21 protein-coding genes are annotated in these 26,625 nt (G+C 43.6%); 14 read left to right on the top strand and 7 right to left on the bottom strand.

Annotated features, from left to right (window positions below; all coding sequences use genetic code 11):
- Positions 1 to 304 precede the first annotated feature (304 nt).
- Positions 305 to 2,506, bottom strand: a complete 2,202-nt coding sequence (priA, locus tag ACRQQK_RS15080; protein ID WP_457512725.1) for a primosomal protein N' — start codon at positions 2,504 to 2,506, stop codon at positions 305 to 307.
- 246 nt (positions 2,507 to 2,752) lie between these two features.
- Here priA and rpmE point away from each other — a divergent pair, with 246 nt between their 5' ends.
- Positions 2,753 to 2,971 (top strand): 50S ribosomal protein L31, encoded by a 219-nt coding sequence (rpmE, locus tag ACRQQK_RS15085; RefSeq protein WP_457512727.1) that lies wholly within the window; start codon positions 2,753 to 2,755, stop codon positions 2,969 to 2,971.
- Between the two features lie 191 nt (positions 2,972 to 3,162).
- Positions 3,163 to 4,440, top strand: a complete 1,278-nt coding sequence (locus tag ACRQQK_RS15090; RefSeq protein ID WP_457512729.1) for a malic enzyme-like NAD(P)-binding protein — start codon at positions 3,163 to 3,165, stop codon at positions 4,438 to 4,440.
- Positions 4,441 to 4,573: 133 nt separating this feature from the next.
- Here the strand turns inward: ACRQQK_RS15090 and metJ are convergent, their stop codons facing one another.
- The gene (gene metJ / locus ACRQQK_RS15095; protein ID WP_042484962.1) at positions 4,574 to 4,891 is read right to left on the bottom strand and encodes a met regulon transcriptional regulator MetJ; all 318 of its coding nucleotides are present in this window, start codon (positions 4,889 to 4,891) and stop codon (positions 4,574 to 4,576) included.
- A 216-nt stretch (positions 4,892 to 5,107) separates the two neighbouring features.
- Between metJ and ACRQQK_RS15100 the strand changes: the two genes are divergently transcribed.
- From ACRQQK_RS15100 to metF, 3 genes are all read left to right on the top strand, one after another.
- Positions 5,108 to 6,274, top strand: coding sequence for an O-succinylhomoserine (thiol)-lyase (locus ACRQQK_RS15100; RefSeq protein WP_457512731.1), 1,167 nt, complete (start codon positions 5,108 to 5,110; stop codon positions 6,272 to 6,274).
- Entirely contained in the window at positions 6,274 to 8,685 is a 2,412-nt protein-coding gene (locus ACRQQK_RS15105; RefSeq protein WP_457512733.1) for a bifunctional aspartate kinase/homoserine dehydrogenase II, read from the top strand. Before ACRQQK_RS15100 ends, ACRQQK_RS15105 begins: the two co-directional genes overlap by 1 nt.
- 277 nt (positions 8,686 to 8,962) lie before the next feature.
- Complete coding sequence (gene metF, locus ACRQQK_RS15110) at positions 8,963 to 9,850, top strand: methylenetetrahydrofolate reductase (RefSeq protein WP_457512735.1); 888 nt, start codon at positions 8,963 to 8,965, stop codon at positions 9,848 to 9,850.
- A gap of 88 nt (positions 9,851 to 9,938) precedes the next feature.
- Here the strand turns inward: metF and zapB are convergent, their stop codons facing one another.
- A complete protein-coding gene (gene zapB, locus ACRQQK_RS15115) occupies positions 9,939 to 10,181 on the bottom strand; it encodes a cell division protein ZapB (protein WP_042484949.1) in 243 nt (80 codons plus the stop codon).
- Positions 10,182 to 10,502: 321 nt separating this feature from the next.
- On the opposite strand from zapB, the gene glpX reads away from it, so the two are divergent.
- The gene (glpX, locus tag ACRQQK_RS15120; RefSeq protein ID WP_042484947.1) at positions 10,503 to 11,510 is read left to right on the top strand and encodes a class II fructose-bisphosphatase; all 1,008 of its coding nucleotides are present in this window, start codon (positions 10,503 to 10,505) and stop codon (positions 11,508 to 11,510) included.
- A gap of 68 nt (positions 11,511 to 11,578) precedes the next feature.
- Here glpX and pfkA read toward each other — a convergent pair whose 3' ends face one another.
- The 3 genes from pfkA to ACRQQK_RS15135 all read right to left on the bottom strand — a co-directional run bounded on the left by pfkA (position 11,579) and on the right by ACRQQK_RS15135 (position 14,430).
- Complete coding sequence (gene pfkA, locus ACRQQK_RS15125) at positions 11,579 to 12,541, bottom strand: 6-phosphofructokinase (RefSeq protein WP_042484945.1); 963 nt, start codon at positions 12,539 to 12,541, stop codon at positions 11,579 to 11,581.
- 248 nt (positions 12,542 to 12,789) lie between these two features.
- Positions 12,790 to 13,698 carry a CDF family cation-efflux transporter FieF gene (fieF, locus tag ACRQQK_RS15130; RefSeq protein ID WP_042484942.1) on the bottom strand — a complete coding sequence of 303 codons (909 nt, stop codon included), beginning with the start codon at positions 13,696 to 13,698 and terminating at the stop codon, positions 12,790 to 12,792.
- A 147-nt stretch (positions 13,699 to 13,845) separates the two neighbouring features.
- Positions 13,846 to 14,430: a CpxP family protein gene (locus tag ACRQQK_RS15135; RefSeq protein WP_457512736.1), complete on the bottom strand. Its 585-nt coding sequence runs from the start codon at positions 14,428 to 14,430 to the stop codon at positions 13,846 to 13,848.
- Positions 14,431 to 14,675: 245 nt separating this feature from the next.
- Between ACRQQK_RS15135 and ACRQQK_RS15140 the strand changes: the two genes are divergently transcribed.
- The 3 genes from ACRQQK_RS15140 (at position 14,676) to ACRQQK_RS15150 (ending at position 17,356) form a co-directional block, all read left to right on the top strand.
- A complete protein-coding gene (locus tag ACRQQK_RS15140) occupies positions 14,676 to 15,359 on the top strand; it encodes a response regulator (protein ID WP_457512738.1) in 684 nt (227 codons plus the stop codon).
- Complete coding sequence (gene cpxA / locus ACRQQK_RS15145) at positions 15,359 to 16,759, top strand: envelope stress sensor histidine kinase CpxA (protein ID WP_457512740.1); 1,401 nt, start codon at positions 15,359 to 15,361, stop codon at positions 16,757 to 16,759. The genes ACRQQK_RS15140 and cpxA overlap by 1 nt, the downstream gene beginning before the upstream one ends.
- A 123-nt stretch (positions 16,760 to 16,882) precedes the next feature.
- Positions 16,883 to 17,356 (top strand): tRNA (cytidine(34)-2'-O)-methyltransferase, encoded by a 474-nt coding sequence (locus tag ACRQQK_RS15150; RefSeq protein WP_457512742.1) that lies wholly within the window; start codon positions 16,883 to 16,885, stop codon positions 17,354 to 17,356.
- Between the two features lie 94 nt (positions 17,357 to 17,450).
- Here ACRQQK_RS15150 and ACRQQK_RS15155 read toward each other — a convergent pair whose 3' ends face one another.
- Entirely contained in the window at positions 17,451 to 17,951 is a 501-nt protein-coding gene (locus tag ACRQQK_RS15155) for an FxsA family protein (protein ID WP_102941239.1), read from the bottom strand.
- Positions 17,952 to 18,060: 109 nt separating this feature from the next.
- Between ACRQQK_RS15155 and ACRQQK_RS15160 the strand changes: the two genes are divergently transcribed.
- From ACRQQK_RS15160 to arcC, 5 genes are all read left to right on the top strand, one after another.
- Positions 18,061 to 19,971, top strand: a complete 1,911-nt coding sequence (locus ACRQQK_RS15160) for a sensor domain-containing diguanylate cyclase (protein ID WP_457512744.1) — start codon at positions 18,061 to 18,063, stop codon at positions 19,969 to 19,971.
- A gap of 178 nt (positions 19,972 to 20,149) precedes the next feature.
- Complete coding sequence (gene aspA, locus ACRQQK_RS15165) at positions 20,150 to 21,601, top strand: aspartate ammonia-lyase (protein ID WP_457512746.1); 1,452 nt, start codon at positions 20,150 to 20,152, stop codon at positions 21,599 to 21,601.
- A 504-nt stretch (positions 21,602 to 22,105) separates the two neighbouring features.
- Positions 22,106 to 23,551 (top strand): YfcC family protein, encoded by a 1,446-nt coding sequence (locus ACRQQK_RS15170; RefSeq protein ID WP_457512748.1) that lies wholly within the window; start codon positions 22,106 to 22,108, stop codon positions 23,549 to 23,551.
- An 866-nt stretch (positions 23,552 to 24,417) separates the two neighbouring features.
- Positions 24,418 to 25,638 (top strand): arginine deiminase, encoded by a 1,221-nt coding sequence (gene arcA / locus ACRQQK_RS15175; RefSeq protein ID WP_042484918.1) that lies wholly within the window; start codon positions 24,418 to 24,420, stop codon positions 25,636 to 25,638.
- A gap of 63 nt (positions 25,639 to 25,701) precedes the next feature.
- Positions 25,702 to 26,613, top strand: a complete 912-nt coding sequence (gene arcC, locus ACRQQK_RS15180; protein ID WP_042484915.1) for a carbamate kinase — start codon at positions 25,702 to 25,704, stop codon at positions 26,611 to 26,613.
- The last annotated feature ends 12 nt before the right edge of the window (positions 26,614 to 26,625 follow it).

Consider the following 26,625-nt stretch of genomic DNA (forward strand, 5'->3'; position numbering starts at 1 on the left):
AATAGCCCTCTTTTCTATTCCTTTGTTGTGTTTAAGCAAACTGCACTTAAACACCTTTGTAATTATGTTAATGGCGTATCAGTTATGGGATACACACCTAGCCTTCTAGTGAGAAAAATACATTTCACAAAACGAAAACGATTCACTGAGAAAATTGTACCGTTAGTCTATTCATTTCTAAGTAGAAAGTTACGGTCAAATTAACAAAAATTGCACTACAACCGTGATTTTCATCACATTAGGGAATCTTTATATAGTACAGCATATTCAGCGTTCAAATTTAAGCCACATTAAACCAGAAAAATTAACTTAAATCTTGTGGTTCAATGTCCAGAGTCCAGCGAACTTTACTCGCCAACGGTAACATTGAAATCGCAGGTTTAGCGCTCATTAACAATTTTTGCATGACTGATCGAACTTCCGTTTGCAAAAGAAGTTGCCAGCGGTATTTTCCAGCACGTTTGGCCAAAGGCGCAGGTGTTGGCCCTAACACCATACAATGTTGATCAAACAATGGATGAGCCTCCAACGTCTGTCGCACCTGACGCAAGAAATCTTCCACCATTTGCGATTGATTGGCTTCTGCTCGGAACAAGGTTAAATACGTGTATGGCGGTAGCATTGCCAATTTACGTTCAGCCAAAGCAGTCAAAGCGAAATGGTGATAGTCACGTTGCAGAAGATCTTGCAAAAGACTGTGTTCAGGATGGTGCGTTTGCAATATAACTTCACCGGGTTTGCTTGCTCGTCCCGCACGCCCTGCCACCTGAATAAATAACTGAGCGAGTCTCTCAGACGCTCGAAAATCACTGCTGTAAAGAGAACCGTCCACATCCAGCAACGCAACCAAAGTAACATCCGGAAAGTGATGACCTTTCGCCAGCATTTGAGTGCCGATTAAAATTTTATACTCACCTTTACGTATCGACTGTAATGCCGACTCTAAACTGCCCTTGCGACGAGTACTATCTCGGTCAATGCGAATGGTTTTGTAATCAGGAAATAGCTCAGCCAGTTGCTTCTCTAACTGCTCAGTACCGACCCCGACGGTTACTAACTGGGTTGAACCACAACTCTGACACTGATGCACAACAGGTCGCTGTGAACCGCAATGGTGACAACGCATTTCATTGCTGTACTGATGGAAGGTGTAATAAGCGTCACAACGCTGACAATCTGCAATCCAGCCGCATTCGTGACACATCAAAGCTGGGGAGAAACCGCGACGATTGAGAAAAAGCAGAACTTGGTTACCCGATGACAAATGACGGCGCATATCAGCAATCAAAGGGGCAGATAAACCACTTTCAAGATATAAACCTTTTACATCCAGCACACGGTTACGAGTAGGTACAGCCACACCCGCACGTTCAGTCAATTGCAAATGATGATATTTACCCGTTAACGCATTGTGTAACGTTTCTAACGCTGGCGTTGCAGAGCCTAATACTATCGGAATTTGTTCTTGGTTGGCTCGCATCACTGCGACATCGCGAGCGTGGTAACGGAGACTATCCTGTTGCTTATACGAACTGTCATGCTCTTCATCGACAATGATAATGCCAAGTGAAGCAAACGGCGTTAACAGCGCTGAGCGTGTACCAATCACAATGCCTGCGACCTTATCCCGCGCCGACAACCACGCATTCAAGCGTTCAGTATCATTGAGGCCAGAATGAATAACTTCCACAGGCACATTAAAACGTTTTCTAAAACGATTGATAGTTTGTGGCGTTAAACCGATCTCCGGCACAAGTACTAGAGCCTGCTTCCCTTGTGCCAGTGCGGGCTTGATCAGATTGAGGTAAACCTCTGTTTTACCAGAGCCAGTAACCCCTTCCAAAAGATAACAACCGAAACCTTTGTTGCTGTTGACCGATGCAATCGCGATAGCTTGTTCTTGATTTAATTTAGGTTTTTCAACATCCGCTTCAATCTGATTAGGCCATGCTTTGAATTGTGGCTTTTTCTCACTAACCTCTATCCAACCTTTTTCTTGCAATGTTTTTAGCGTGGCTGCACTGACCTCTTCTTCCAACAGTGAAGAGTGAGACACAGGACCAGACGCTAGAAGGTTAATCACCTGAGCCTGTTTGAAGGCTCGACCAAAGCCTTGCATCATCTTGTCTCGGCCACTTGAGGTTATCTGCCACTCTTTACAACTGGCAAAATCTGCAGGCTTCCCTTTTCGCAACGCACTTGGCATTGCATTAGTAAGAGTATCGCCCAAGGGGAATTGATAGAACTGACTACACCACTTCAAAAGTGAATAGAGTTTGTCTGACCAAAGTGGTTGAGAATCTAAAACTTCTTTGATCGATTTTAGCTGTTCTACTGAAAACTGTGACTCCTGAGCAAATTCAGTCACAACCCCTACCAGCGTCTGACGACCGAAAGGCACAGATACCCGCCCGCCAATAATTGGAAACAGATGACTTGGAATGAGGTAGTCAAACTGTTTGTCTAGCGGTACAGGTAGTGCAACACGAGCTATCGTTGGGCGCATAATTACTTTAGAGGGCAAAAATCAGAGAAAATACAGTCTACTGGATGATGCCATTAAATTCGAGCAACTAAAGTGGCGAAAATAACAGCGAAAGCAGTTGATCAGTCACTCAGGATTCATTAATATATCGCGCCTTGATGAGACGCTTGTAAGAACGCTCTTCAAGTGTCAGCAATTATCTATTAATTTACGTGTGGTGTCCGGCATAGATTCGGATAGCGACACGGCCTAATTTGAGGTTATCCCATGAAAACTGGTATCCACCCAGAATACAAAGAAATTAACGCAACTTGCTCTTGTGGCAACTCTTTCGTTTTCAACTCTACTCTAGCTAAAGATTCTCTTCACCTAGACGTATGTGACAAGTGCCACCCATTCTACACTGGTAAGCAACGTAACGTTGATACTGGTGGTCGTATCGATCGCTTCAACAAGCGTTTCGGCACTCTATCAAGCAAGAAGTAATTTTACTTTACGCGAAGATTCGAAAAGGACGCTACGGCGTCCTTTTTAGTTTTTGCTTTCTCAAACCAGACACATGTCGAACTCAATAATCTGGTCTTAGGAGCTATATTTCTCACTTATCACAACTATGAAGATCCATTGACATACTCTAGAATGAGTGGCCTTAACAAAAACAATAAGGCTCCACCCCAATGTCCAATAATGATCGCCATGAACTCAACGAGGAAGAAGCTTTTCGTCAACAAGCTCTCGACTACCACGCTCTACCGACTCCTGGCAAAATTGCCATCGCCATCACAAAACCCGCAGATTCCGCAAAAGACTTAGCACTGGCATACAGCCCTGGTGTTGCAGAACCTGTTCGCGAAATCGCACAGAACGTTGATAATGTTTATAAATATACGGCTAAAGGCAATACTGTTGCGGTTATTTCTAACGGTACCGCCATTCTTGGTTTAGGTAACCTTGGACCTATGGCTTCAAAGCCGGTTATGGAAGGTAAAGCTTTACTGTTTAAGCGTTTTGCAAACCTAGATTCTATCGACATCCAAGTAAAACACCGCACTATCGATGAGTTTGTTGACACTGTAGCCAACATCGCCGATACCTTTGGCGGCATCAACCTAGAAGATATTAAGGCACCCGATTGTTTTGAAATTGAACGTCGTCTGATTGAACGTTGCGATGTGCCTGTTTTCCACGATGATCAACACGGTACTGCGATTGTGACCGCTGCAGGCATGCTTAACGCAATTGAACTGCAAGGCAAAGAGCTCAGTGAATGTACTATCGTATGTTTAGGTGCTGGCGCTGCTGCTGTCGCGTGTATGGAGCTACTGATTAAATGCGGTGCAATGCGTGAGAAAATCTACATGCTTGACCGCAAAGGTGTGATCCACACTCGTCGCGATGACATCAATGAATACAAACAGTTATTTGCGAACAATACAGACAAACGCACGCTTGAAGATGTGATTAAAGGCGCTGATCTGTTCTTAGGCGTTTCAGGTCCTAACCTGCTAACAGCCGACGAATTGAAACTAATGGCAGACAAGCCTGTAGTGTTTGCTTGTTCAAACCCAGATCCAGAAATCAAACCAGCGCTAGCTCATGCTGTGCGTGATGATTTAATCATGGGTACAGGCCGCAGCGACTATCCAAACCAAGTCAACAACGTGCTTTGTTTCCCATTTATTTTCCGTGGTGCATTAGACGTGCGCGCGAAAGTGATTAACGATGAAATGAAGTTGGCGGCGGTTGCGGCAATTCGTGAGTTAGCGAAAGAGCCAGTACCAGCAGAAGTATTGAAGGCTGCGGGCGTAGACTCACTCGCCTTCGGCAAAGAATACATCATCCCGAAACCGATGGATCCTCGTTTGCTGCCACGCGTTGCCAAAGCAGTCGCTCAGGCGGCTATTGATTCTGGTGTTGCACGTATTGAGATGCCAGAAAACTACATGGCGAATTAATATTAAGCCTAATGGTTCAATTATTCGCGAATGCAACTTGCTAACGCATAGCATCAAAAAAGCCCTGAATCGTTTCAGGGCTTTTTTATATTTATCTGCACAATTGGGCGTCAAAACAGATTATCGGCAACAATTAGTCGTCGTAAGCCTCGAATTCGATGCCCATTTCCGTCATTAACGCTTTCACTTCAGCTGGAATATCATCCGGACGGTCTTTACGTAGGTCTTCATCTGTTGGCAGCGGCTGACCAGTATACGCATGCAAAAACGCCTCACATAAAAGCTCACTGTTGGTCGCATGACGCAGGTTATTGATCTGGCGGCGAGTACGCTCATCTGTGAGAATTTTCAATACCTTAAGAGGGATTGATACGGTGATTTTTTTCACCTGCTCACTTTTTTTCCCATGCTCTGCATAGGGGCTTATATATTCACCGTTCCAGTCTGCCATTGCGCACCTTCATTGTTCGAATTCGAGTAATAATTCCAAAGGCTAGATTTTAGCGGGATTTACCGCCATAAGCAAAGACATATAGACGTCTAGAAGTGTTGACGTCTCAAGTTTAGATAAGTAAAGTATGATGCAATTCCCCCAATATAGACGAACACATGTATTCTTACTGTGAATTTGGATGTCTATTTAAGAGTCTCAGGAAAGGAAACACTCATGACCAAACGCAAACCAGCAACAATCGCAGTTCGTACCGGAATTGAATCAGATACTCAATTCCATGCCGTCGTCCCACCCATTTATTTATCGACTAACTACGGCTTTCCTGCGTTTGGTGAAGTTCCACAATACGACTATACCCGCTCTGGTAACCCTAACAGAGGTCTACTGGAAAAAGCACTCTACGAATTAGAGGGTGGTGAAGGAGCAGTAGTAACCAACTGCGGCACTTCAGCTTTAAACCTGCTTGCGTCTACGTTTCTTGGCCCAAACGACTTAATTATTGCTCCTCATGATTGCTACGGCGGAACTTACCGTTTATTCAACACCCGTTCCAATAAAGGCGATTTCAAAGTTCAGTTTGTCGATCAATCGGATCAACAAGCACTTGCTAAAGCTCTGGCTAAGAAACCAAAACTGGTGTTGTTAGAAACACCTTCTAATCCACTAGTGCGAGTGGTTGATATCGAAAAAATCTGCCAGCAAACAAAAGCGGTTGGTGCTTTAGTGGCGGTCGACAATACTTTCTTAACCCCTATATACCAACAACCTCTAACACTGGGTGCTGATTTTGTCATTCACTCAACAACTAAATTTATCAATGGTCACTCAGATGTGATTGGTGGCGTGGTGATCACCAAAACCAAAGTTCATGCTGAAGAACTCGCTTGGTGGGGGAATTGTATTGGCGCAACGGGCACGCCATTTGACAGCTATATGACGCTACGTGGTATTCGCACCCTAGGTGCACGCATGCGTGTGCATGAGGAAAGTTCTCTGCAAATTTTGGACTATTTGAAATCTCAATCATTGATCAAAACCATATATCACCCTAGCCTACCAGAGCACCCAGGGCATGAAATTGCTAAGAAGCAGCAGCTTGGTTTTGGTTCAATGCTCAGTTTTGAATTTGCGGGTAGCTACGATCAACTAAAATTCTTTGTGGGCGAATTAAAACTCTTCTCACTCGCTGAATCTCTTGGTGGTGTGGAAAGTTTAATTTGTCACCCAGCGAGTATGACTCATCGTGCTATGGGCGAGACTGCTCTTGCTGAAGCAGGTATTTCTCATCTGTTATTACGTTTATCGGTTGGCTTAGAAGATACGTCCGATCTCATCGCAGACTTGGATCAGGCCTTTACCAAAGCTAAGGAGAAATTTTAATGACGGTTTTACGCCAACTACATAAATTTGGTGGTAGTAGCTTAGCAGATCCTGAATGTTATTTACGTGTAGCGAACATTCTTAAAGAGTACTCACAGCCTGAAGATTTAGTGGTTGTCTCAGCAGCAGGCAAAACAACCAACCGCTTGATTGCATTTTTAGAAGCATTGAACAAAGACGGCCGTGTTGCCCATGAAACTTTGCAGTCACTACGTCAGTTCCAATGCAAACTGGTTGAAGACTTACTACAAGGTGAAGTCGCAGATAACTTATTGACGCAAGTGAATGGTGAATTCATTCGCTTGGGTGAATTGACCGCTCCATTGACGAAAGCGGAGCAAGCTGCTGTTCTCGGCCACGGTGAAGTATGGTCTGCTCGTCTGTTAGCAGCGTTACTCAACCAAAACAGCTTACCTGCGGTTTCTCAAGATGCACGTGAATTTCTTCGCGCAGAAACAGGTACGCAACCAGAAGTGGATCGCTCACACTCTTATCCTCTTCTTAAGAAAGTACTGGCGCAGCATGCACATCACCGTATCGTGATTACCGGTTTTATGGCACAGAATGACAATGGCGATACTGTACTGCTTGGACGTAATGGCTCTGACTACTCAGCAACCGTTATTGGTGCTTTAGCCGATGTTTCTCGTGTCACAATTTGGAGTGACGTTGCTGGTGTTTATAGCGCAGACCCTCGCATCGTCGCTAATGCTTGTCTGCTACCTCTGCTGCGTTTAGATGAAGCGAATGAACTGGCTCGCCTTGCCGCTCCAGTGCTGCATAGCCGCACACTACAACCTGTGGCTCAAAGTGCAATGGAACTTCAACTGCGCTGCAGCCACAAACCAGAATCTGGTTCAACTAAGATTGAACGTGTATTGGCTTCTGGCAGAGGTGCCAAAATCATCACCTCTTTGGATGAAGTGCTACTGATTGAACTGGAGTTTGGTCACGGACATGATTTCGCCCGCATTTACGATGAGACACTTGAGAAACTAAAACGTGAGCAACTTGAACCTCTCGCTTTTGAAGCTCAAGCAGACCAGCACAAGCTGCGCTTGGCTTACACTGCAGAGATCGCGTCGGGTGCTTTGTCATACCTGCAAGACATTGCGACTGCTGCAGACATAAAACTGAGAGAAGGCTACACCTTAGTCGGAGCTGTCGGGGCTGGCGTCACCAAAAATCCAAACCACAGTTACGGTTTCTATCAACAGTTGAAGAATGCCCCCGTTGAATTTATCTGTGAAGCCGAGTCAGAACTGAGCTTAGTTGCGGTACTTCGCCAAGCGCCTGTAGAGAAACTGGTGGTGGGTGTACATAATCAGATTTTCCAAGCTCAGAAGCGAGTAGCACTTGTTCTATGTGGTAAAGGCAACATCGGTTCTAGCTGGCTAAAGCTTTTTGCAGAACAAAAAGAAGAGCTTGAAAAGCGTCGCGGAATGAACTTCGAACTGGTCGCTGTTGTAGACAGTCAAACTTATTGGTTTGACCCACAAGGCATAGACCCAGAGACAGTACTGAATCGTTACCACGATGAGGCACTCCCGAATGAGGAAAATAGCTGGCTATACAAAGTTGGTAAACTGCAAGGCTATGACGATGCTATTGTGCTGGATGTGACTGCAAGTAAAGTACTAGCTAATCAGTACCTGGACATCGCAGAACAAGGTATGCATCTTATCTCTGCCAATAAAGTAGCGGGTTCCGCATCGACTGAATACTACAACCAAGTGAAAGATGCCTTTGCCAAAATTAGCCGTCATTGGCTGTACAACGCAACGGTAGGCGCTGGTTTACCTATCAACCACACTGTTCGTGATTTACGTGAGAGTGGTGATGACATTACAGCTCTGTCAGGTATTTTCTCTGGCACTCTGTCTTGGCTGTTTCAACAGTATGATGGCTCAATTCCGTTTAGTGAACTGGTTGATCTTGCTTGGCAGCAAGGACTGACTGAACCAGACCCTCGTAGCGACTTAGACGGCTCAGACGTCATGCGTAAGCTAGTTATCCTCGCCCGTGAGTCCGGTCTAGAAGTAGAACCTCAAAGCATTCGTGTTGAGTCTTTGGTTCCAGAAGAACTGCGCGATATCTCGTTGGATGACTTCCTCGACAACAGTCAGTTACTCAATGAACGATTGGCTGAACGTCTGGCTAAAGCGCAAAAACAGGACAAAGTGCTTCGCTATGTTGCTCGTCTAGAAAAAAACGGGAAAGCAAGCGTCGGCGTTGAAGCTCTGGAAAAAGATCACCCACTGGCGAACTTATTACCGTGTGACAACATCTTCGCTATCGAAAGCCGTTGGTACAAAGACAATCCACTGGTCATTCGAGGACCGGGGGCTGGTCGAGAGGTGACCGCAGGTGCAATCCAGTCTGACCTCAACCTACTTTCCAGCTTCTTATAACTTTATAAAACTCGCCGTAACTGGCGAGTTTTATCGTTTTATAGCTAGCAAATCCTCTCAATGCAGAATATCACTCGAAGTTGTCGACTTTTGATATGAAAAATCACCTTTTGGCGTTTAACTTAGTTGAAATAGCTTCACGATCAACATGAGAAAAATTCATAATAGTTAAGTTGACATTAAAACGTATTCAATACATTCTGTAGCCATATAGACGTCTAAACGTCAATTTAACCGAATATCAGCGTTTGTAGTGCGAGCTACAAGGAGAAGAAAGATGGGATACACACACGCAGGCCATATTGACGCTTTGAATCAGAATATTTCTGAACTTTCTAACATTAATGTGTCTTTTGAGTTTTTTCCGCCAAGTTCAGAAAAAATGGAAGAAACCTTGTGGAACTCTGTACACCGTCTAAAAACTCTTCAGCCTAAGTTTGTTTCTGTAACCTATGGTGCAAACTCTGGCGAACGTGACCGAACCCATTCGATCATCAAAGCAATCAAAGACCAAACTGGCCTTGTTTCTGCGCCGCACCTGACTTGTATTGATGCTTCTCGTGAAGAGCTGATCAACATCGCTGATGATTACTGGGCAAACGGCATTCAAAACATTGTGGCCCTGCGAGGTGACATTCCCCCTGGCGGTGGCAAACCTGAAATGTACGCATCCGATCTGGTTGAGTTACTGAAATCTCGCCACGATTTTGATATCTCAGTAGCGGCTTTTCCAGAGGTACACCCTGAAGCAAAAAGTGCTCAAGCGGATTTACTGAACCTGAAACGCAAAGTCGATGCTGGTGCGAACCGCGCCATCACTCAGTTCTTCTTCGATGTAGAAAGCTACCTGCGTTTTCGTGACCGCTGTGTTGCAGCAGGCATTGATGTGGAAATCGTACCGGGTATTCTGCCAGTGTCTAACTTTGCTCAAGCATCACGCTTTGCTGCGCAAAACAATGTGAAAGTACCAAGCTGGATGGCAAAACAATTCGAAGGTTTGGAAGAGGATCCTGTGACACGCCAGCTAGTAGGTGCAAGTCAGGCAATCGACATGGTTCGCGTTCTTTCACGCGAAGGCGTAAAAGACTTCCATTTCTATACGCTAAACCGTGCAGAAATGACTTACGCGCTTTGCCATACTTTAGGTGTTCGCCCTACTCGCTAACATCAAACAAAGCTGTTCTAACTCGATATTCGAAACATAAAAAACGCCGATAATCTTCGGCGTTTTTTTGTTTGTGAAAAGCGCAGGCTTATTCCACATCATCCATTTTGCCAAGCAGATTACGGATGCGTTCTTGCCATTGGTCGTGCTCTTGTTGAATTTGTTGTGCTTTTTGAATAGAAGCTTCGTGGTTTGCTTTTAACTCATTCGCTTCTTCAACTAGCTTTTGCTTCTCTTCTTTAAGCTCTTCAACTTCCATTTGCAGTAGAGCGATTGTGTCAACCGCAGTTTGAATTTTTGCTTCTAGTTGTTCTAGTACTTCAAAAGACATGGTACTTACCCTTTATTGATTCGGTTGCAATGGACAAAACGTCACTGATTGCCCCATTCTACTCAGCCCAGCCCAGAGAAACACTCACTATATTCGATCTTTTTCGCTATTCGCTTAAAAAAACAGCGCAATTTTACCTTACGCTAACTTTCATCTAAGAAAGTGACTACAGCTCGCTCGGAATACACCCAGTAACGTGCTAAATCTCACTATCTTTTGATCCAATACAACTCTCTGCTAGGCTAATTAGCAAACGTTTTCCTACTATTATGTTAGAATGCCGCCCAAAATTATCCCCTATCGTTCTGAGTTGGAGTGAAAATGAAACGTGATTTAGCAATGGCTTTTTCCCGAGTCACAGAAGGTGCTGCACTAGCAGGTTATAAATGGCTTGGTCGCGGCGATAAAAACGCTGCTGATGGCGCTGCCGTAGAAGTCATGCGTACACTACTGAATCAAACAGAAATCCAAGGCGAAATTGTTATTGGTGAAGGGGAAATCGACGATGCTCCTATGCTGTTCATTGGCGAGAAGGTTGGCTTAGGTGGTGATGAAGTCGATATCGCCGTTGACCCAATCGAAGGCACTCGTATGACGGCGATGGGTCAATCGAATGCACTAGCGGTACTTGCGGCTGGCGAAAAAGGCAGTTTCTTGAAAGCGCCAGATATGTACATGGAAAAACTGGTTGTTGGTCCGGGTGCGAAAGGCTGCATTGATCTGAATAAACCGCTGAAAGAAAACTTAGAAAACATTGCTCAAGCTTTAGGTAAATCACTTGATACGCTTGTTGTTACAACACTTGCAAAACCTCGTCACGACGCAGTAATAGCGGAAATGCAGCAGATGGGTGTTCGCGTATTTGCGGTGCCAGACGGCGATGTAGCAGCTTCTATTTTGACATGTATGCCAGATAGCGAAGTGGATGCAATGTACTGCATCGGCGGTGCACCTGAAGGTGTGGTTTCGGCTGCTGTTATTCGTGCTCTTGACGGCGATATGCATGGACGTCTGCTTCCTCGTCATCAAGTGAAAGGAGACACAGAAGACAACCGTATTTGGGGCGCAAGCGAACTTGAACGCTGCAAACAAATGGGTGTTGAAGCAAACGTAGTTCTGAAGATGGAAGATATGGCTCGCAGTGACAATATTATCTTCTCAGCGACAGGTATCACTAAAGGCGATTTGCTGGAAGGTATTTCGCGCAAAGGTCATATTGCAACAACCGAAACTCTGTTGGTTCGTGGTCGTTGCCGTACTATTCGTCGTATTAAATCGATTCACTACCTAGAGCGTAAAGACGCAGAAATTCGTGACATTATTCTCTAAGAATTAAGCATAAAAAAAGACCGCATTAGCGGTCTTTTTTGTGTTCAATCTTTATCTTCAAACGTTGCTTAGAATAACTCTTCAGCCACTTTGTAAAGATCTGTACGAACTGGACGACGCATGTTTTCAATCGCATCGATGATGTCATGGTGAACCAATTCTTCTTTTTGAATACCAACACAACGACCACCGTGGCCTTCCATTAATAGGTGAACTGCGTAGTTACCCATACGAGAAGCCAATACGCGGTCAAACGCTGTTGGTTTACCACCACGCTGGATGTGACCAAGAATTGTTGCGCGAGTTTCACGCTTCGTTGCTTTCTCGATCTCTTTAGCCAGTACATTTGCATCGACCATCAATTCAGTAAGAGCGATAATTGCATGCTTCTTACCTTTCTTGATGCCGTCTTGAATGTTTGAAATCAGGCTATCCATATCTAAGCCTGTTTCAGGAGTAATGATGTACTCACAGCCACCCGCAATTGCAGATGTCAGAGTTAAATCACCACAATGACGGCCCATGATTTCTACGATAGAAATACGTTGGTGAGATGAAGAAGTGTCACGTAGACGGTCAATAGATTCGATAACAGTGTTAAGCGCTGTTAAGTAACCGATAGTGTAATCAGTACCAGCGATATCGTTATCAATTGTGCCCGGAAGACCGATACATGGGTAACCCATTTCAGTCAGTTTCTTAGCACCCATATACGAACCATCACCACCGATAACAACAAGCGCTTCGATGCCGTGCTTATTCAAGTTTTCGATAGCTTTTTCACGTACTGCTACTTCTTTGAACTCGGGGAAACGAGCTGAACCTAAGAAAGTACCACCACGGTTGATTACATCAGAAACACTTGAACGGTCAAGTTTCTTAATGCGGTCTTCATATAGACCGTGGTAACCGTCGTAGATACCATAGACTTCAATGCCTGCGCTTAACGCTGTACGTACTACACCGCGAATTGCCGCGTTCATACCCGGAGCATCGCCACCACTAGTCAAAACACCGATCTTTTTAATCATGATCACCCTCAATATTTTTGAAATTTGTATAGCTATTTTTGGCGCTGCCCGAAATTGTATTCGAACAGCAGAATCTTGTAATTATGTTTGTATGTTAGAAGAACTAACTTGCTTAGCATGCGCTGCTATAAAGCTTTTTACCCAGAAACAGTATTACAGTTTTGCACTATCCCATCGTTGATTCACATCAGATTCGTGCATTTTATTCATACCGCAAAAAAATATAGTCGATCTGACAAGCTTTGTCGCTACCACGGTTGAAGTTTTTGTTTCCTCTCAGGACCAAACATTAACGAGTACGGGTCTTGGTGAATCAATACATCTGCTCCCGGAAACGCTTTACATAATTTATCATCGACAACGTCTGCAATTCTATGCGCTTCAATCAAAGGCATCTTGTCATCCAGCTCTAAGTGTAGCTGAATAAATCTCACAGGCCCTGACATGCGAGTTCTCAGATCATGAACCCCCATCACACCCTCTACAGACAGAGAAATCTGACGTATTTGCTCTCTTTCCTCTTCTGGAAGTTGTCTGTCCAATAAGGTTTGAATAGCTTCTTGCACCATTTTATAAGCACTGAATAGGATAAAACAGCCGATACCAATTGCAAACACCGCATCAGCTTGCGTCACGCCAAACCAGCTTAGGCCTAATGCAATCATAATCGCGCCGTTCATATATAGGTCTGATTGATAATGCAGTGAATCCGCAGCAATTGCCTGGCTGCCTGTCTTCTTAACCACATGACGCTGGAAAAGCACCAGACCAAAGGTCACGATGATCGCCAGTAAACTCACGTAAATACCGTACTCAGGGGTTTGCAATTCATGCGGGCGGAAAAAGCGATCGACACCATTAAGAATGAGGAAACAGGCCGAACCTGAGATAAACATAGCTTGAGCAAGTGCAGCCAACGATTCAGCTTTACCATGACCAAATGCATGTTCTCTGTCAGCAGGTTGAAGTGAATAACGCAGCACCACAAGGTTTACCACGGAAGCGGCGATATCCAACATTGAGTCGATGAGCGATGCCAGCAAACTGACCGAACCAGTTACCCACCACGCAGCCACTTTAATGATCAAAAGTAAGGTCGCAACACAAGTCGCTGTCCACGCAGCAATTGTGACTAAACGTGCGTATTCCTTTTTCATAACGTCTTACCTTAACAAACAATGCATTGATTATACCTAAAAGCTCTCAGGATGCTTGTTTGAGAATAAAATTAGTCAAAGGTTTAACCAGAAGAGAAAAGGCAGCCGAAGCTGCCTTTGAATCACTGCACGCATTCAATGCGAGACTTATTGCATCATAGGTGCCATTGATTGACCTTGAGGACCGCCACGCATCATGCCTTGGCTCCGTGGGCCTTGACCACCTTTTCCACCTTGACCGTTAGGACCGCCTCGTCCAAACAACACACATTCGTTCATACGATCTTGTTGAATTGATGCCAGTTTTGTTTTTTGATCCGCAGTTAAAACGTTCATCATCTCATTGCGATGTTGCATCATCGCCACACGTTGCTCTGCGCGAAGTTGAACCATTTGTTCTGCCAACTTTTTCGCTGCGGCTTCATCGAAGTTTGATGACATTACCAAATCACGTTCTTGCTGTTTCAAAGCACGCATTTCTAAGCGTTTGCCATTGCGCTGTGAACGCATCGCATCACGTTTGTTTAGGCGAAGCTCTGCCATTTTTGCTTTCTGCTCAGGCGTGACATTCAGTTGAGCAAACACTTCTTGGTTCATCATGCCACCACGTCCACAGTCACCACCAAAATCGCGGCCCGGACCTTTACCGCCACCAGCGGCAAATACCGCTGCTGAGCCTAAAGTAATAGGAAGAACAACAGCTGCAAGGATCATTTTTTTTGCCAGTTTCATAATCTTTTCCTTCTCGTTTGGATTTGAATCGGCTGCCTGTGCAGCGCTTAAATTTATAATACGACTTGGCATGTAAAGCAGTGTTTGAGAAGCGTAAATAATCGTAAAGGGCGAGTTTAACCATGATCCTAGAGCTCAATTCACAGTACACTATATTCAGCAGCCACCGTTTACATTGAACGGTTTATATAAAACGACGGTTGTCAGTAAACATGAATAAGCAGTCCGTAAAGTTTGAGGTAACCATGGCACACATCCTACTCATTGATGACGACACAGAACTAACCAGCTTGCTGAAAGAAGTTTTAAGCTATGAAGGGTTTGACGTATCTGAAGCCAATGATGGAGAGGCAGGACTACACGCAGTAAATGACAGTGTCGATTTAATTTTGCTCGATGTCATGATGCCTAAACTGAACGGAATGGAAACGCTAAAAAAAATACGCGAAAAATGGCAGACACCCGTACTGATGCTCACCGCCAAAGGTGAAGAGATTGACCGCGTGATAGGTTTAGAACTGGGGGCGGATGACTATTTACCAAAACCGTTCAGTGACCGAGAGCTATTAGCAAGAATCCGTGCCGTGTTGCGTCGTACCCAACAACATCAAAACAAACATTCAGACATGATTGAATGCCAAGATATTCAGGTATTTCCGGGTAAGCAAGAAGCTTACTGCCTAGGTGAATTGCTCGATCTTACCTCCACTGAGTTCGCACTATTAGCTCACTTTGTGCAAAACCCGGGCAACACCATTACCAAAGAAGATCTAAGCCTCGATGTATTAGGAAAAAGGTTAGCCGCCTTTGACCGTGCCATAGACATGCATGTCTCCAACCTTCGTAAAAAATTGCCAGAACGCGCAGATGGAAAAGCGAGAATAAAAACACTTCGAGGAAGAGGTTACCTAATGGTAATGGAGGATTAATGCGTTTACCCACATTCAACAATCTGTATGGGCGCATCTTTACCATATTCTGGCTCACCATGTTTTTGGTGTTGCTAGCCGTATTGGCAATTCCCCATTTAGACCCGCGAAAATCTCGCGACTTACCGCCAGAAATGCTCCAACGTATCATCGTACAAAAAGAGATGCTCGAAGATCGTTTTAGAAACGAAACCAATCTCACGCGTATTCTGATGTTCCTTGAGGGAAATGGGAACCGCGGTCTCAGACCAATGAAGCATAATGAAGATCGAGATGAGCGACCACGTTTCTTTGTCACTGACTCAGACGGTAACGTATTAACCGCTCGCGAACGTCCAGATTTCAAATACAAAGCACTGCAAAACTTTGCGTCCAGTATTGAATCCATCGATAAACCACAACAACGTCTGTATGGTCGATACATGATTGCTGGCCCTGTACCTGTTGTGTTCGCAAAACAAAATCTGTTGCTGTACGTCGGTTTTCGCTGGGATCAACCCCCACCTTTGTTACTTCAGTTGTTCGATAAACCAATACAACTGTTGTTAGCGGTCATGTTGGTTAGTACTCCGCTTCTGTTATGGCTTGCATGGGCACTGAGTAAACCGGCTCAACGTTTGGCGCAAGCAGCACAGCGCGTGGCGCGTGGACAGTTTGAAGCAGACCCAGATCTTGAGAAAGGAACCATGGAGTTTCGTCAAGCTGGCCGCAGCTTCAACCAAATGGTTGAAGCTGTAAATCTAATGATTTCTGGTCAGCAGCGCCTACTCTCTGATATATCCCACGAGCTGCGTTCTCCACTTACCCGCTTACGTCTGGCTAACGCATTGGCAACTCGCAAACAAGGTACCAGTAGCGAACTAGAGCGTATTGACACCGAAGCTCAGCGCTTAGAGCAGATGATTGGTGAATTGCTCGAACTGTCAAGAATGCAGACCAACAGTCACCTCAGTAATGAAGATCAACCACTGCGTAGCCTGTGGGAAGAACTGCTTAACGATGCTCAGTTTGAAGCAGAACAAATGAATAAAAAGCTGCATTTTGATGATATTCCTAATGTCACCATTTCTGGCAACCCAAAACTGTTGATGAGTGCGTTAGAAAACATCGTTCGCAATGCTATTTATTACAGTAAAAACAAGATCGTGGTTCACTTTTCTGCCACAGATAATCAGGTAACAGTATCGGTAGAAGATGACGGAGATGGCGTACCAGACGACGAGTTATCGCAAATTTTCCGCCCGTTTTATCGTGTTTCAACAGCGCGAGACAGACACAGCGGTGGTACAGGTTTAGGTTTAGCCATCACCGAAAGTGCCATTCGCCAGCACAGTGGTGTGATTGAAGCTAGCCGCAGCCCGCTCAATGGCTTAAAAGTTCAGTTTACTTTGCCAATCTAATTAAGATTCACTGTAACTTGTGAATTATGGGGCGAGAGATTTATACTCGCCCCTTATTTAAGTGTCCCACCACAAAAGATTAGGTCTTGTGACTACACAAACCTAATAAGGAAATTAACCGTTATGTTTGATATTGCCCTGTACGAGCCAGAAATCGCCCCTAACACAGGAAACATTATTCGTTTATCCGCAAACTGTGGTGCGAACCTTCACTTAATCGAACCTCTGGGCTTTGATTTAGAAGAGAAAAAAGTACGCCGTGCGGGTCTGGATTATCACGACTTAGCACGAGTGACTCGTCATAAGGACTATCAAGCCTTTCTGAACTACCTAGCTGAGCGTGGCGACTACCGCATTTTCGCCTGTACCACCAAAACAACAGGCCATCATGTGGATGCCAAGTTCCAACAAGGTGATGTGCTACTTTTCGGTCCTGAAACACGCGGACTTCCAGCCGAAGTTATTGAGAGTTTACCAATGGAACAGCGTATCCGTATTCCAATGATGCCAGATGCGCGCAGCCTGAACCTTTCGAATGCTGTTGCCATTATTGCGTTTGAGGCATGGCGACAAATGGGATTTGAAGGATCGCTGTAATTTCAGCGCACTCTACTCTATGAGTAAAAATGAATGATCAAAAAAGCTCTGGCACAGACCAGAGCTTTTTTATTCGTGATGCAATACGTAATGATTAATGAAGGCGATGATTTGAGTTCTGGTCATCATCATCGTCTTTTTTCTCGAACTCACCATCAAAGGTATGTCCCTGATGGGAATCATGCGGACGGTAAGGATCACGCTCAAAATGGCTGGAATGAAAACCACCTGACAAATTTGACACCACCACTTTGCTCATTAGGTATTTAGCAATCATTGCACGCGGTGCTGGCAATAATACCAACATTCCCATCGCATCCGTCATAAAGCCGGGAGTAAGAAGTAAAACCCCCGCGACCGCAAGCATCACACCTTCAACAATTTGCTGTGCTGGCATTTCACCACGTTGCATGCGCTGTTGAACAGTGAGCAGAGTTTGCAAACCTTGGCTTCTTACTAAAGAAGCACCAACAAACGCGGTGATCAAAACCAAGGCAATCGTCGGCCACAAGCCGAGCATACCGCCGACCTGAATAAACAAGCCAATCTCGATAATAGGCACAGCAATAAATAAAATGAGTAAAATCGGAAACACGGCTCCTCCTTATTTTGCTACACCTTAGCGTCAACAATTCTCCAGTGCAATGGAAAAGCGCCTTCGACTCAACTACCTTTTAAGTAGATTTTGAGCCAGAACATAAATAATGAAGCGAATTGTCAGCACGATCAAAACCGGTACTGTGTTGTGGCTTGTGTTGTCACTAGTTCCGCTCGCCTATTATTTTCATCTTAAAGACAAAGCCCATCAGTTTTTTATCTCTCACCTAGAAGCTCAAGGACTGCAATTTCTTTCGTACGTAGACTCTAAGGCTCGACGAACACACGCACAAATCCAACAGACCTTTTATGAATTAAGCCATTCGTCTCTGCTTAATGATTTCGCCGTAAACAGAGATCATCAATTGCGTCATTATCTCGAAAGCCAATGGTATCTAACGGCCTTTAACTCAACATTATTCTATCAGTTACGCTTTATCGATAACCACGGCTATGAGGTAATACGGGTTGATTATATGCCCAACATGTCTCACCCCTACGTGGTACCTAATGATCGGCTACAAAACAAAAGCAATCGTGACTATTTCCTTTATGCCCAGAAACTGGCAAACGGCGAGCAAGGTCACTTCGGTATTGACTTAGAGTTTGAGAACAACAAGCCTATCATTCCCTACAAACCGGGTTACCGTATCATTTACCCAATTCTTGCTAACTCCGTCAGGCAAGGATACTTCGTTGCCAATCTTGATGTGATGACCATCATCGAGCAGATCACCTCCAACACTCAAAAGCTGAATATCGATTTCATTGACAATCATGGTTACTACATTATTAGCAGCGACAAAAATAAATTGTTTGGTGATCTGATACAGACTCGAACTGAGAATAATTTGGCCTCAGAAAACGCCGAAGTATGGCAAGCAGTTCAACAGAACCAAAGTTCTGGCAATAGTTTTTTAACAGACAAAGGGTTATATATTTTCCAACGCTTCAGTAGCCCTTTATTTGGTTCACAAAATACGTTAACCATGCTCACCATGTATCCCACATCTGCCATTTCAGCTCTACTTTCTGAAAGAGCCAAACAACTTAAAATTGAAGCCTCCGTGATTTGGTTATTTCTGGGGTTACTCTCGATTATGACTGCAATGTTTATGGATGCGTTTCGACGGATAAAAGCAGACCAAACTTATGCCGAGTACGCGATAGAAAACAGCATGGCAGTAGTTGTGACCGATAAAAACATGAGAATACTGAGAGTTAACACTGGCTTTTGTAATTTGGTAAACAGAGATCTAGGCTTATTGCATGGCAGCGATATCATTGATTTTTTTCAGTCTCAAACAAAACAGAATCTGATTCAAAGACAACTTTCGATTCGCGGCATGTGGCAAGGACACATCTCATTGCACACTACCGATAATAAAGAAGTCATTTGCCAAACTGAAATACACGCAATTTTGGGTAAACTGAAAAACATTCAATATTATGTCTATTCGTTTAGTGACATTTCCGAACATCACAACACCATTATCACACTCAAGGAACGTACAGAGCGCGACCCCGCCACATCGTTGTGGAACAAAAAGAAATTCGACCAGAACCTTCAATATCAATGCCGCTTGAAACAACGCTATGCCAATCATCCGCCTTGCTGCCTTGCTGTACTGGATATTGACTCGTTCAAGCAAATTAACGACACCTTTGGTCATACCGTTGGTGATGAGGTCATTCTGTACATTGCCAACCAACTACGTATGGTGCTGCGCGATACCGATTTTATTGCACGAATTGGCGGTGATGAGTTTGCGGTACTGATCCAACATACCGATCTTGAAAAAGCGAAAGCACTCATGCAGCGTGTAGCCACGGACATCAGTAACTGGACACTTTATGATGTGACAATCAGCATTGGTTTGGCTGAAGTGACTCCTGATGCAAGTCAAACATTCTCAAACGCAGACCAAGCCATGTATCGCTCTAAACGCAAAGGGAAAAACTGTGTTTCCATCCACGGGCAAGAGACTTTGCATGTTTTAGGGTCGCATTCACCATAAACTTGATTTCTACTGACATAAAAGGTGACGAAGCTCCTATTTTTTAATTCCAACTTAAGTATTATACGTTGCTATATCAGGACGGTTTTCCAGCCAATTATTCTGATGAATGGATTCTTAATACAGATACGGCTTACTGTAATCAATATCAATAGCATTATTCTCTAAGGATCCAACTATGGCTACTCTATTTGAAGCTACACAAACAGCTCAACCAGCCAATCGCATTGAAGAAGATCTACTAGGTCAACGTCACGTTCCTGCTGATGCCTACTACGGTATCCATACACTCCGAGCAATTGAAAACTTTAACATTTCCAGTGCAACGATCTCAGATATTCCTGAGTTCATTCGTGGCATGGTAATGACCAAGAAAGCGGCCGCTCTGGCAAACAAAGAATTAGCCGTCATTCCAAAAGATGTCGCTAACTACATCATTCAAGCGTGTGATGTGATCCTTGAAACAGGTAAGTGCATGGATCAATTCCCGACAGATGTATTCCAAGGCGGCGCTGGTACTTCAGTCAACATGAATACCAACGAAGTCATTGCTAACTTAGCGCTAGAGCTAATGGGCAAAGAAAAAGGCCAATACCAGTTCATTAACCCAAATGACCACGTAAACCGCAGCCAATCAACCAACTGTGCTTACCCAACAGGTTTCCGCATTTCTGTATACAACAGCGTGCTAAAACTGATTGAAGCGATTGAGTACTTGAAAGGCGCGTTCGAACTTAAGAGCCAAGAGTTCACTACAGTAATCAAGATGGGTCGTACACAGCTGCAAGACGCTGTACCAATGACCGTTGGTCAAGAATTCCATGCTTGGGCGGTGACATTGAACGAAGAAATTCGTGCTCTGGAATACACCTCTAAGCTATTGCTTGAAATCAACCTAGGCGCAACCGCAATCGGTACTGGCTTAAACGCTGCACCGGGTTACCAGGCACTTGCAGTAAAACACTTAGCAGAAGTAACAGGTTTAGATGTTGTACCTGCTGAAGACCTTATCGAAGCGACATCAGACTGTGGTGCATACGTAATGACCCACGGCGCGCTAAAACGCCTAGCAGTGAAACTGTCTAAGATCTGTAATGACCTACGTCTGCTTTCTTCAGGTCCTCGCGCGGGTTTGAATGAGCTAAACCTTCCTGAACTTCAGGCTGGTTCTTCAATCATGCCAGCGAAAGTAAACCCTGTTGTTCCAGAAGTGGTAAACCAAGTGTGCTTTAAAGTACTTGGTAACGACAACACTGTCTCTTTTGCAGCGGAAGGCGGTCAATTACAGTTGAACGTAATGGAGCCTGTCATTGCTCAAGCGATGTTTGAGTCAATTTCACTGCTTTCAAATGCGTGTGTAAACCTTCGCGACAAATGTATTGACGGCATTACGGTCAATAAAGAAGTTTGCGAAAACTACGTGTTTAACTCTATCGGTATCGTGACTTACTTGAACCCATACATCGGTCACCATGAAGGTGACATTGTAGGAAAAATCTGTGCCGAAACAGGTAAGAGCGTACGAGAAGTGGTGTTAGAGCGTGGACTACTTACGGAAGATGAACTTGATGACATTTTCTCTGTAGAGAACTTAATGCGCCCGCAATATAAAGCTAAACGCTACGAGTAATTATCTGTTCATTGTTAGTATAAAAAGGAGCTTAGGCTCCTTTTTTCTCTTCCATAACAATTAAATTGATTCATATCAATAAAGTTACTAATAACTTGAATTACATACCCTTGAATAAAATTCCATAAAACTCTTAAAAGCAAACAATAAAAGCCAAAAGAAAAAGAGAGCAAACAAAACTAAAGAATAGAATTTCATTAAATATAACAAAATACCCCGAAACTATTTTTCAAATATTCTCTCCAAAATCCCTCCTCCATTGTTTTGTGAGGAAATGCAAAGTTAGTTATATCTAGCCAAATTAAAATCCCAATAAGAATCAAATTGAAAGCCCAACAAATAAATAAACTTATTATTTTTATAATAAAAAATAATACTTTTCTAATGCGTAGTAATTAATTCACTACTTCATAAGATTTTAATATCCAATTTATTGAAATAGGGAATAATAATTTTAGCCACTGAAAACATTGGGATTATAGGTCCAAATGTAAGGAGATAGCTATGACAACCCAAACTGTATCTACGGAACCTAAAGGTGGATTCTTTTCTAACTTTAAATTTCCTTCTGCTTATACAATCTTGTTTTTATTAATTGCTCTCGTAGCTGCCCTTACTTGGGTTGTTCCTGCCGGACAATACGAACGCACCATGAACGAAGATTTAGGTCGAGAAGTGCCTATTGCTGGTACATATCAGCCAACCGAAGGAAACCCTCAAGGAATCATTGATGTTTTGATGGCACCGATTGATGGCTTCTACAATCATAACAGCTACGAAGCAGCAGCTATTGACGTATCACTGTTCATTTTAGTTATTGGTGGCTTTCTAGGTCTTGTGACAAAGACAGGAGCTATAGATGCGGGCATTGCACGAGTAACCGCGCGCCTTGAAGGCAGAGAAGAACTGATGATTCCAATCCTAATGGCCCTATTTGCCACAGGAGGAACTGTCTATGGTATGGCTGAAGAGTCACTACCGTTTTATACCCTGTTAGTACCTGTCATGATGGCAGCACGATTTGACCCCGTTGTCGCTGCAGCAACAGTGCTACTTGGCGCGGGCATTGGCACTCTCGGTTCAACCATTAATCCATTTGCAACGGTTATTGCCGCCAATGCGGCAGGAATCCCGTTTACTGATGGTATTTTGTTAAGAGCCGCCATGCTTATCACTGGCTGGGTTGTTTGCGTGCTCTACGTTATGCGTTACGCAAAAATGGTTCGAGCTGACCAAACAAAATCCATTGTGTTTGACAAATTTGAGGAAAACAAAGCGCACTTCCTCGGGAACCAAAGCGATGAGTCTATCGAATTCACTGGCACTCGAAAGCTTATCCTAACGATATTTGCCGCTGCATTCGGTGTGATGATTTATGGTGTTTCCGTTGCAGGTTGGTGGATGGCAGAAATATCAGCCATGTTCTTAGGTGCCACTATCATCATTGGTTTGGTAGCACGCATGAGTGAAGAAGAGTTCACTAGTAGCTTTATAGACGGAGCTCGAGATTTACTAGGCGTTGCATTAATTATTGGGATTGCTCGAGGGATAGTCGTAGTAATGGATCAGGGAATGATTACCGATACTATCCTAAACTCTGCTGAACAAGCAGTGACTGGGCTTTCTTCAGTAATTTTCATCAACGTAATGTATTTATTAGAAATTCTACTCTCTTTCCTTGTCCCGTCATCATCAGGCTTAGCGGTGCTAACCATGCCTATCATGGCTCCACTAGCCGATTTTGCTGGAGTAGGAAGAGAGTTGGTAGTCACCGCTTACCAATCAGCATCGGGGATTGTGAACCTCATCACTCCAACCTCAGCTGTTGTTATGGGTGGTTTAGCAATCGCGCGTGTTCCTTATGTTCGTTGGATAAAATGGGTTGCACCTTTATTGGGTATTCTGTGTATTTTAATTATGGCTACACTAAGCATTGGTGTTTTCCTGTAGAGCTTTCCTGCCCCATCAGCCGCGCTAAGCGCGGCTTTTTTATTGCCGAATGTAGAGACTTCACGTCAATGCGTTAGCGCCCTCCAACACTCCCACTTATATTTATTGCCGCAATTTCTCTTAAACAAGGCGGCTCAAATAAATACGACTCCTGTCATTCAGATATCAAGCATGCTGATAGCCCCTTTGCCAGCGAGGCAACTTGCATCTGTCCTACAACGTCGTTCATTCACTTCCATCCTTTTTTAAAAGACAATTTGATATTCGGGATAATTAGCACACATATCGGAAATATTATTCTAAATATATTTATCACAATAATTGTGAGATTACTTTTTATAATTAATAGAATACAAAAAGTAATCCGAAGATAAAAACCACTCTAACACACACCTAAAAAACAACTTGCTTTAGATCAAATTTCATCAATTTATTTTGTTAACAAACAAAAAATAAAGACTAAAGAAGTAACTAGCTACTCTGATTTCCTGCATATAAAAATAAAAAAACCATGCAAAAGACGTCTAGAACAGTGAATAAAATTCCCATTGATTCACCGCACGCATATACACAATAGATAAATACATGTGTTCGCCAATGAGTAAATCGACTTATTTTTCATTAAATCACTTCATTTACCCAAACAAAAATAGAAAAACAAAATGAATAATTTTTGTTAAAAACACTTTTCAACCACAATAAATCCATAAATAACAATTTGTGATTAATATCCAAGAAAGGTAGAAAGCCCACCGTAATATAAATATCAGAACAAAGAAAAAACTAATTATAAACACCCTATAAACGCTATTAAATAATTATGTATTTAATAGGATTGGAAACAAAGAATATAGAGAGATACGATTATGAGTAAGTTATATGTAGGTTCAGAAATCGGTCAGCTACGTCGTGTATTAATTCATCGCCCAAGACGTGCGCTCTGTCATTTAACTCCATCAAACTGCCATGATTTACTGTTTGATGATGTATTGGATATCGAACGTGCGGGTAAAGAACACGATATTTTTGCCAATACTCTACGTAACGAAGGTGTTGAAGTACTGCTACTCACTAATTTGCTCGCTGAAACATTGGACGTTCCTGAAGCCAAAGAATGGCTACTCAACACGCAAATTTCTGACTATCGCTTCGGTCCAACGTTTGCCAACGACCTTCGCTGTTATCTAAATGATCTTCCAACTATCGAATTAGCCAAAATACTCACGGGTGGACTTTCATTCGGTGAGATGCCTATGAAGTCATCTTCCTTTATTCAGCAAATGAATAAAACCAATGACTTCATTATTAAGCCATTGCCAAATCACTTGTTTACCCGTGATACCTCTTGCTGGGTTTATGGCGGTGTTTCAATCAACCCGATGGCTAAAGTCGCTCGTCAAAGAGAAACGAATCACTTACGCGCAATTTATCGCTGGCATCCAACTTTCGCAGGTCAAGATTTTGTTAAGTACTTCGGTGATGAAGAACATAGCTACGACAAATCTACAATTGAAGGCGGTGATGTTCTCGTTATTGGTCGTGGCGCTGTTTTGATTGGTATGTCAGAACGCACGACACCTCAAGGGGTTGAACAACTAGCATCATCCCTATTTAAACACGGACAAGCGAAAGAAGTGATTGCTCTAGAACTGCCAAAAGATCGCTCATGCATGCACTTGGATACGGTAATGACACACATGCGTGAAGATACATTCTCTGTGTATCCCAATGTAATTCCTGATGATGTGAATTGCTGGAGCTTAACAGGCGATGAATCAGGAAGAGTAAAAGCAACTCAGAAAGACTCCTACATTCACACCATTGAAATTGCATTAGGCATCGACAAGTTAAACATGATCACTACAGGTGGAGACAGTTTTGAAGCAGAACGCGAACAGTGGAACGATGCGAACAATGTTCTAACCGTGCGTCCTGGTGTTGTGATTGGTTACGAACGAAATACCTATACCAATGAGAAATACGATAAAGCAGGTATCACAGTGTTGCCTATTCCTGGAGATGAGTTAGGCCGTGGTCGTGGCGGCGCTCGCTGTATGAGCTGCCCAATTGAACGTGACGATATCTAATCATTAAATTCGGGTTGTGGGGCGTTTATCCCTACCACAACCTAAGCACAAGGATAATAACTCATGACTAAACAAACAGTCGTCGTCGCTTTAGGTGGCAATGCCTTACTCCGTCGGGGTGAGCCTTTAGAAGCAGACATTCAACGCCACAATATTGAAATCGCCGTCAAAACGATTTCTGAAATAGCTCAGGAATATAACGTGGTATTAGTGCATGGCAATGGCCCTCAGGTTGGGCTCCTAGCGCTACAGGGACTGGAATACAAGAAAGTAAACCCTTATCCACTTGATGTTTTAGGTAGTGAAACACAAGGCATGATTGGCTACATGCTAATGCAGGAGTTCAAAAATCGGTTACCAGAGAGAAATGTCACTTGCATGCTTACTCAGATGACAGTTGATCCCAAAGATCCTGCATTTATTAACCCAACGAAGCCTATTGGCCCTATTTACCAAGAAGCGGAAGCCCGTGAATTAGCAGAAAAATACTGTTGGACAGTGAAACCTGATGGTAGCCACTTTCGCAGAGTGGTTCCAAGTCCAAAACCAACTGGAATCATTGAACATGAAGCCATCACTCAGTTAATTAACCAAGGACACTTAGTAATCTGCACTGGCGGCGGCGGTATTCCGGTCAAACGAGAGAACGGAAAGCTGATAGGAGTAGAGGCCGTCATTGATAAAGATATGTCTGCTGCATTCCTTGCGAAACAGATTGGAGCTGATGCGCTGTTAATTCTGACCGATGCAGATGCTGTCTATTTGAATTGGGGGACGCCAACTCAAACAGCCTTACGCAGCACAACACCAAGTGAACTATCTCATTACCAATTTGATGAAGGTTCAATGGGTCCCAAAATTGAAGCCTCTTGTGAATTCATCAAACAAGGCGGCACCGTCGTAGGTATTGGCGCTTTAGAAGATGGCCTTCGAATTTTACAAGGTGAAGCGGGAACCAATATTACTCGTGACTAAAAACAAATTAAC

It is taken from the genome of Vibrio sp. C8 (assembly GCF_054051265.1).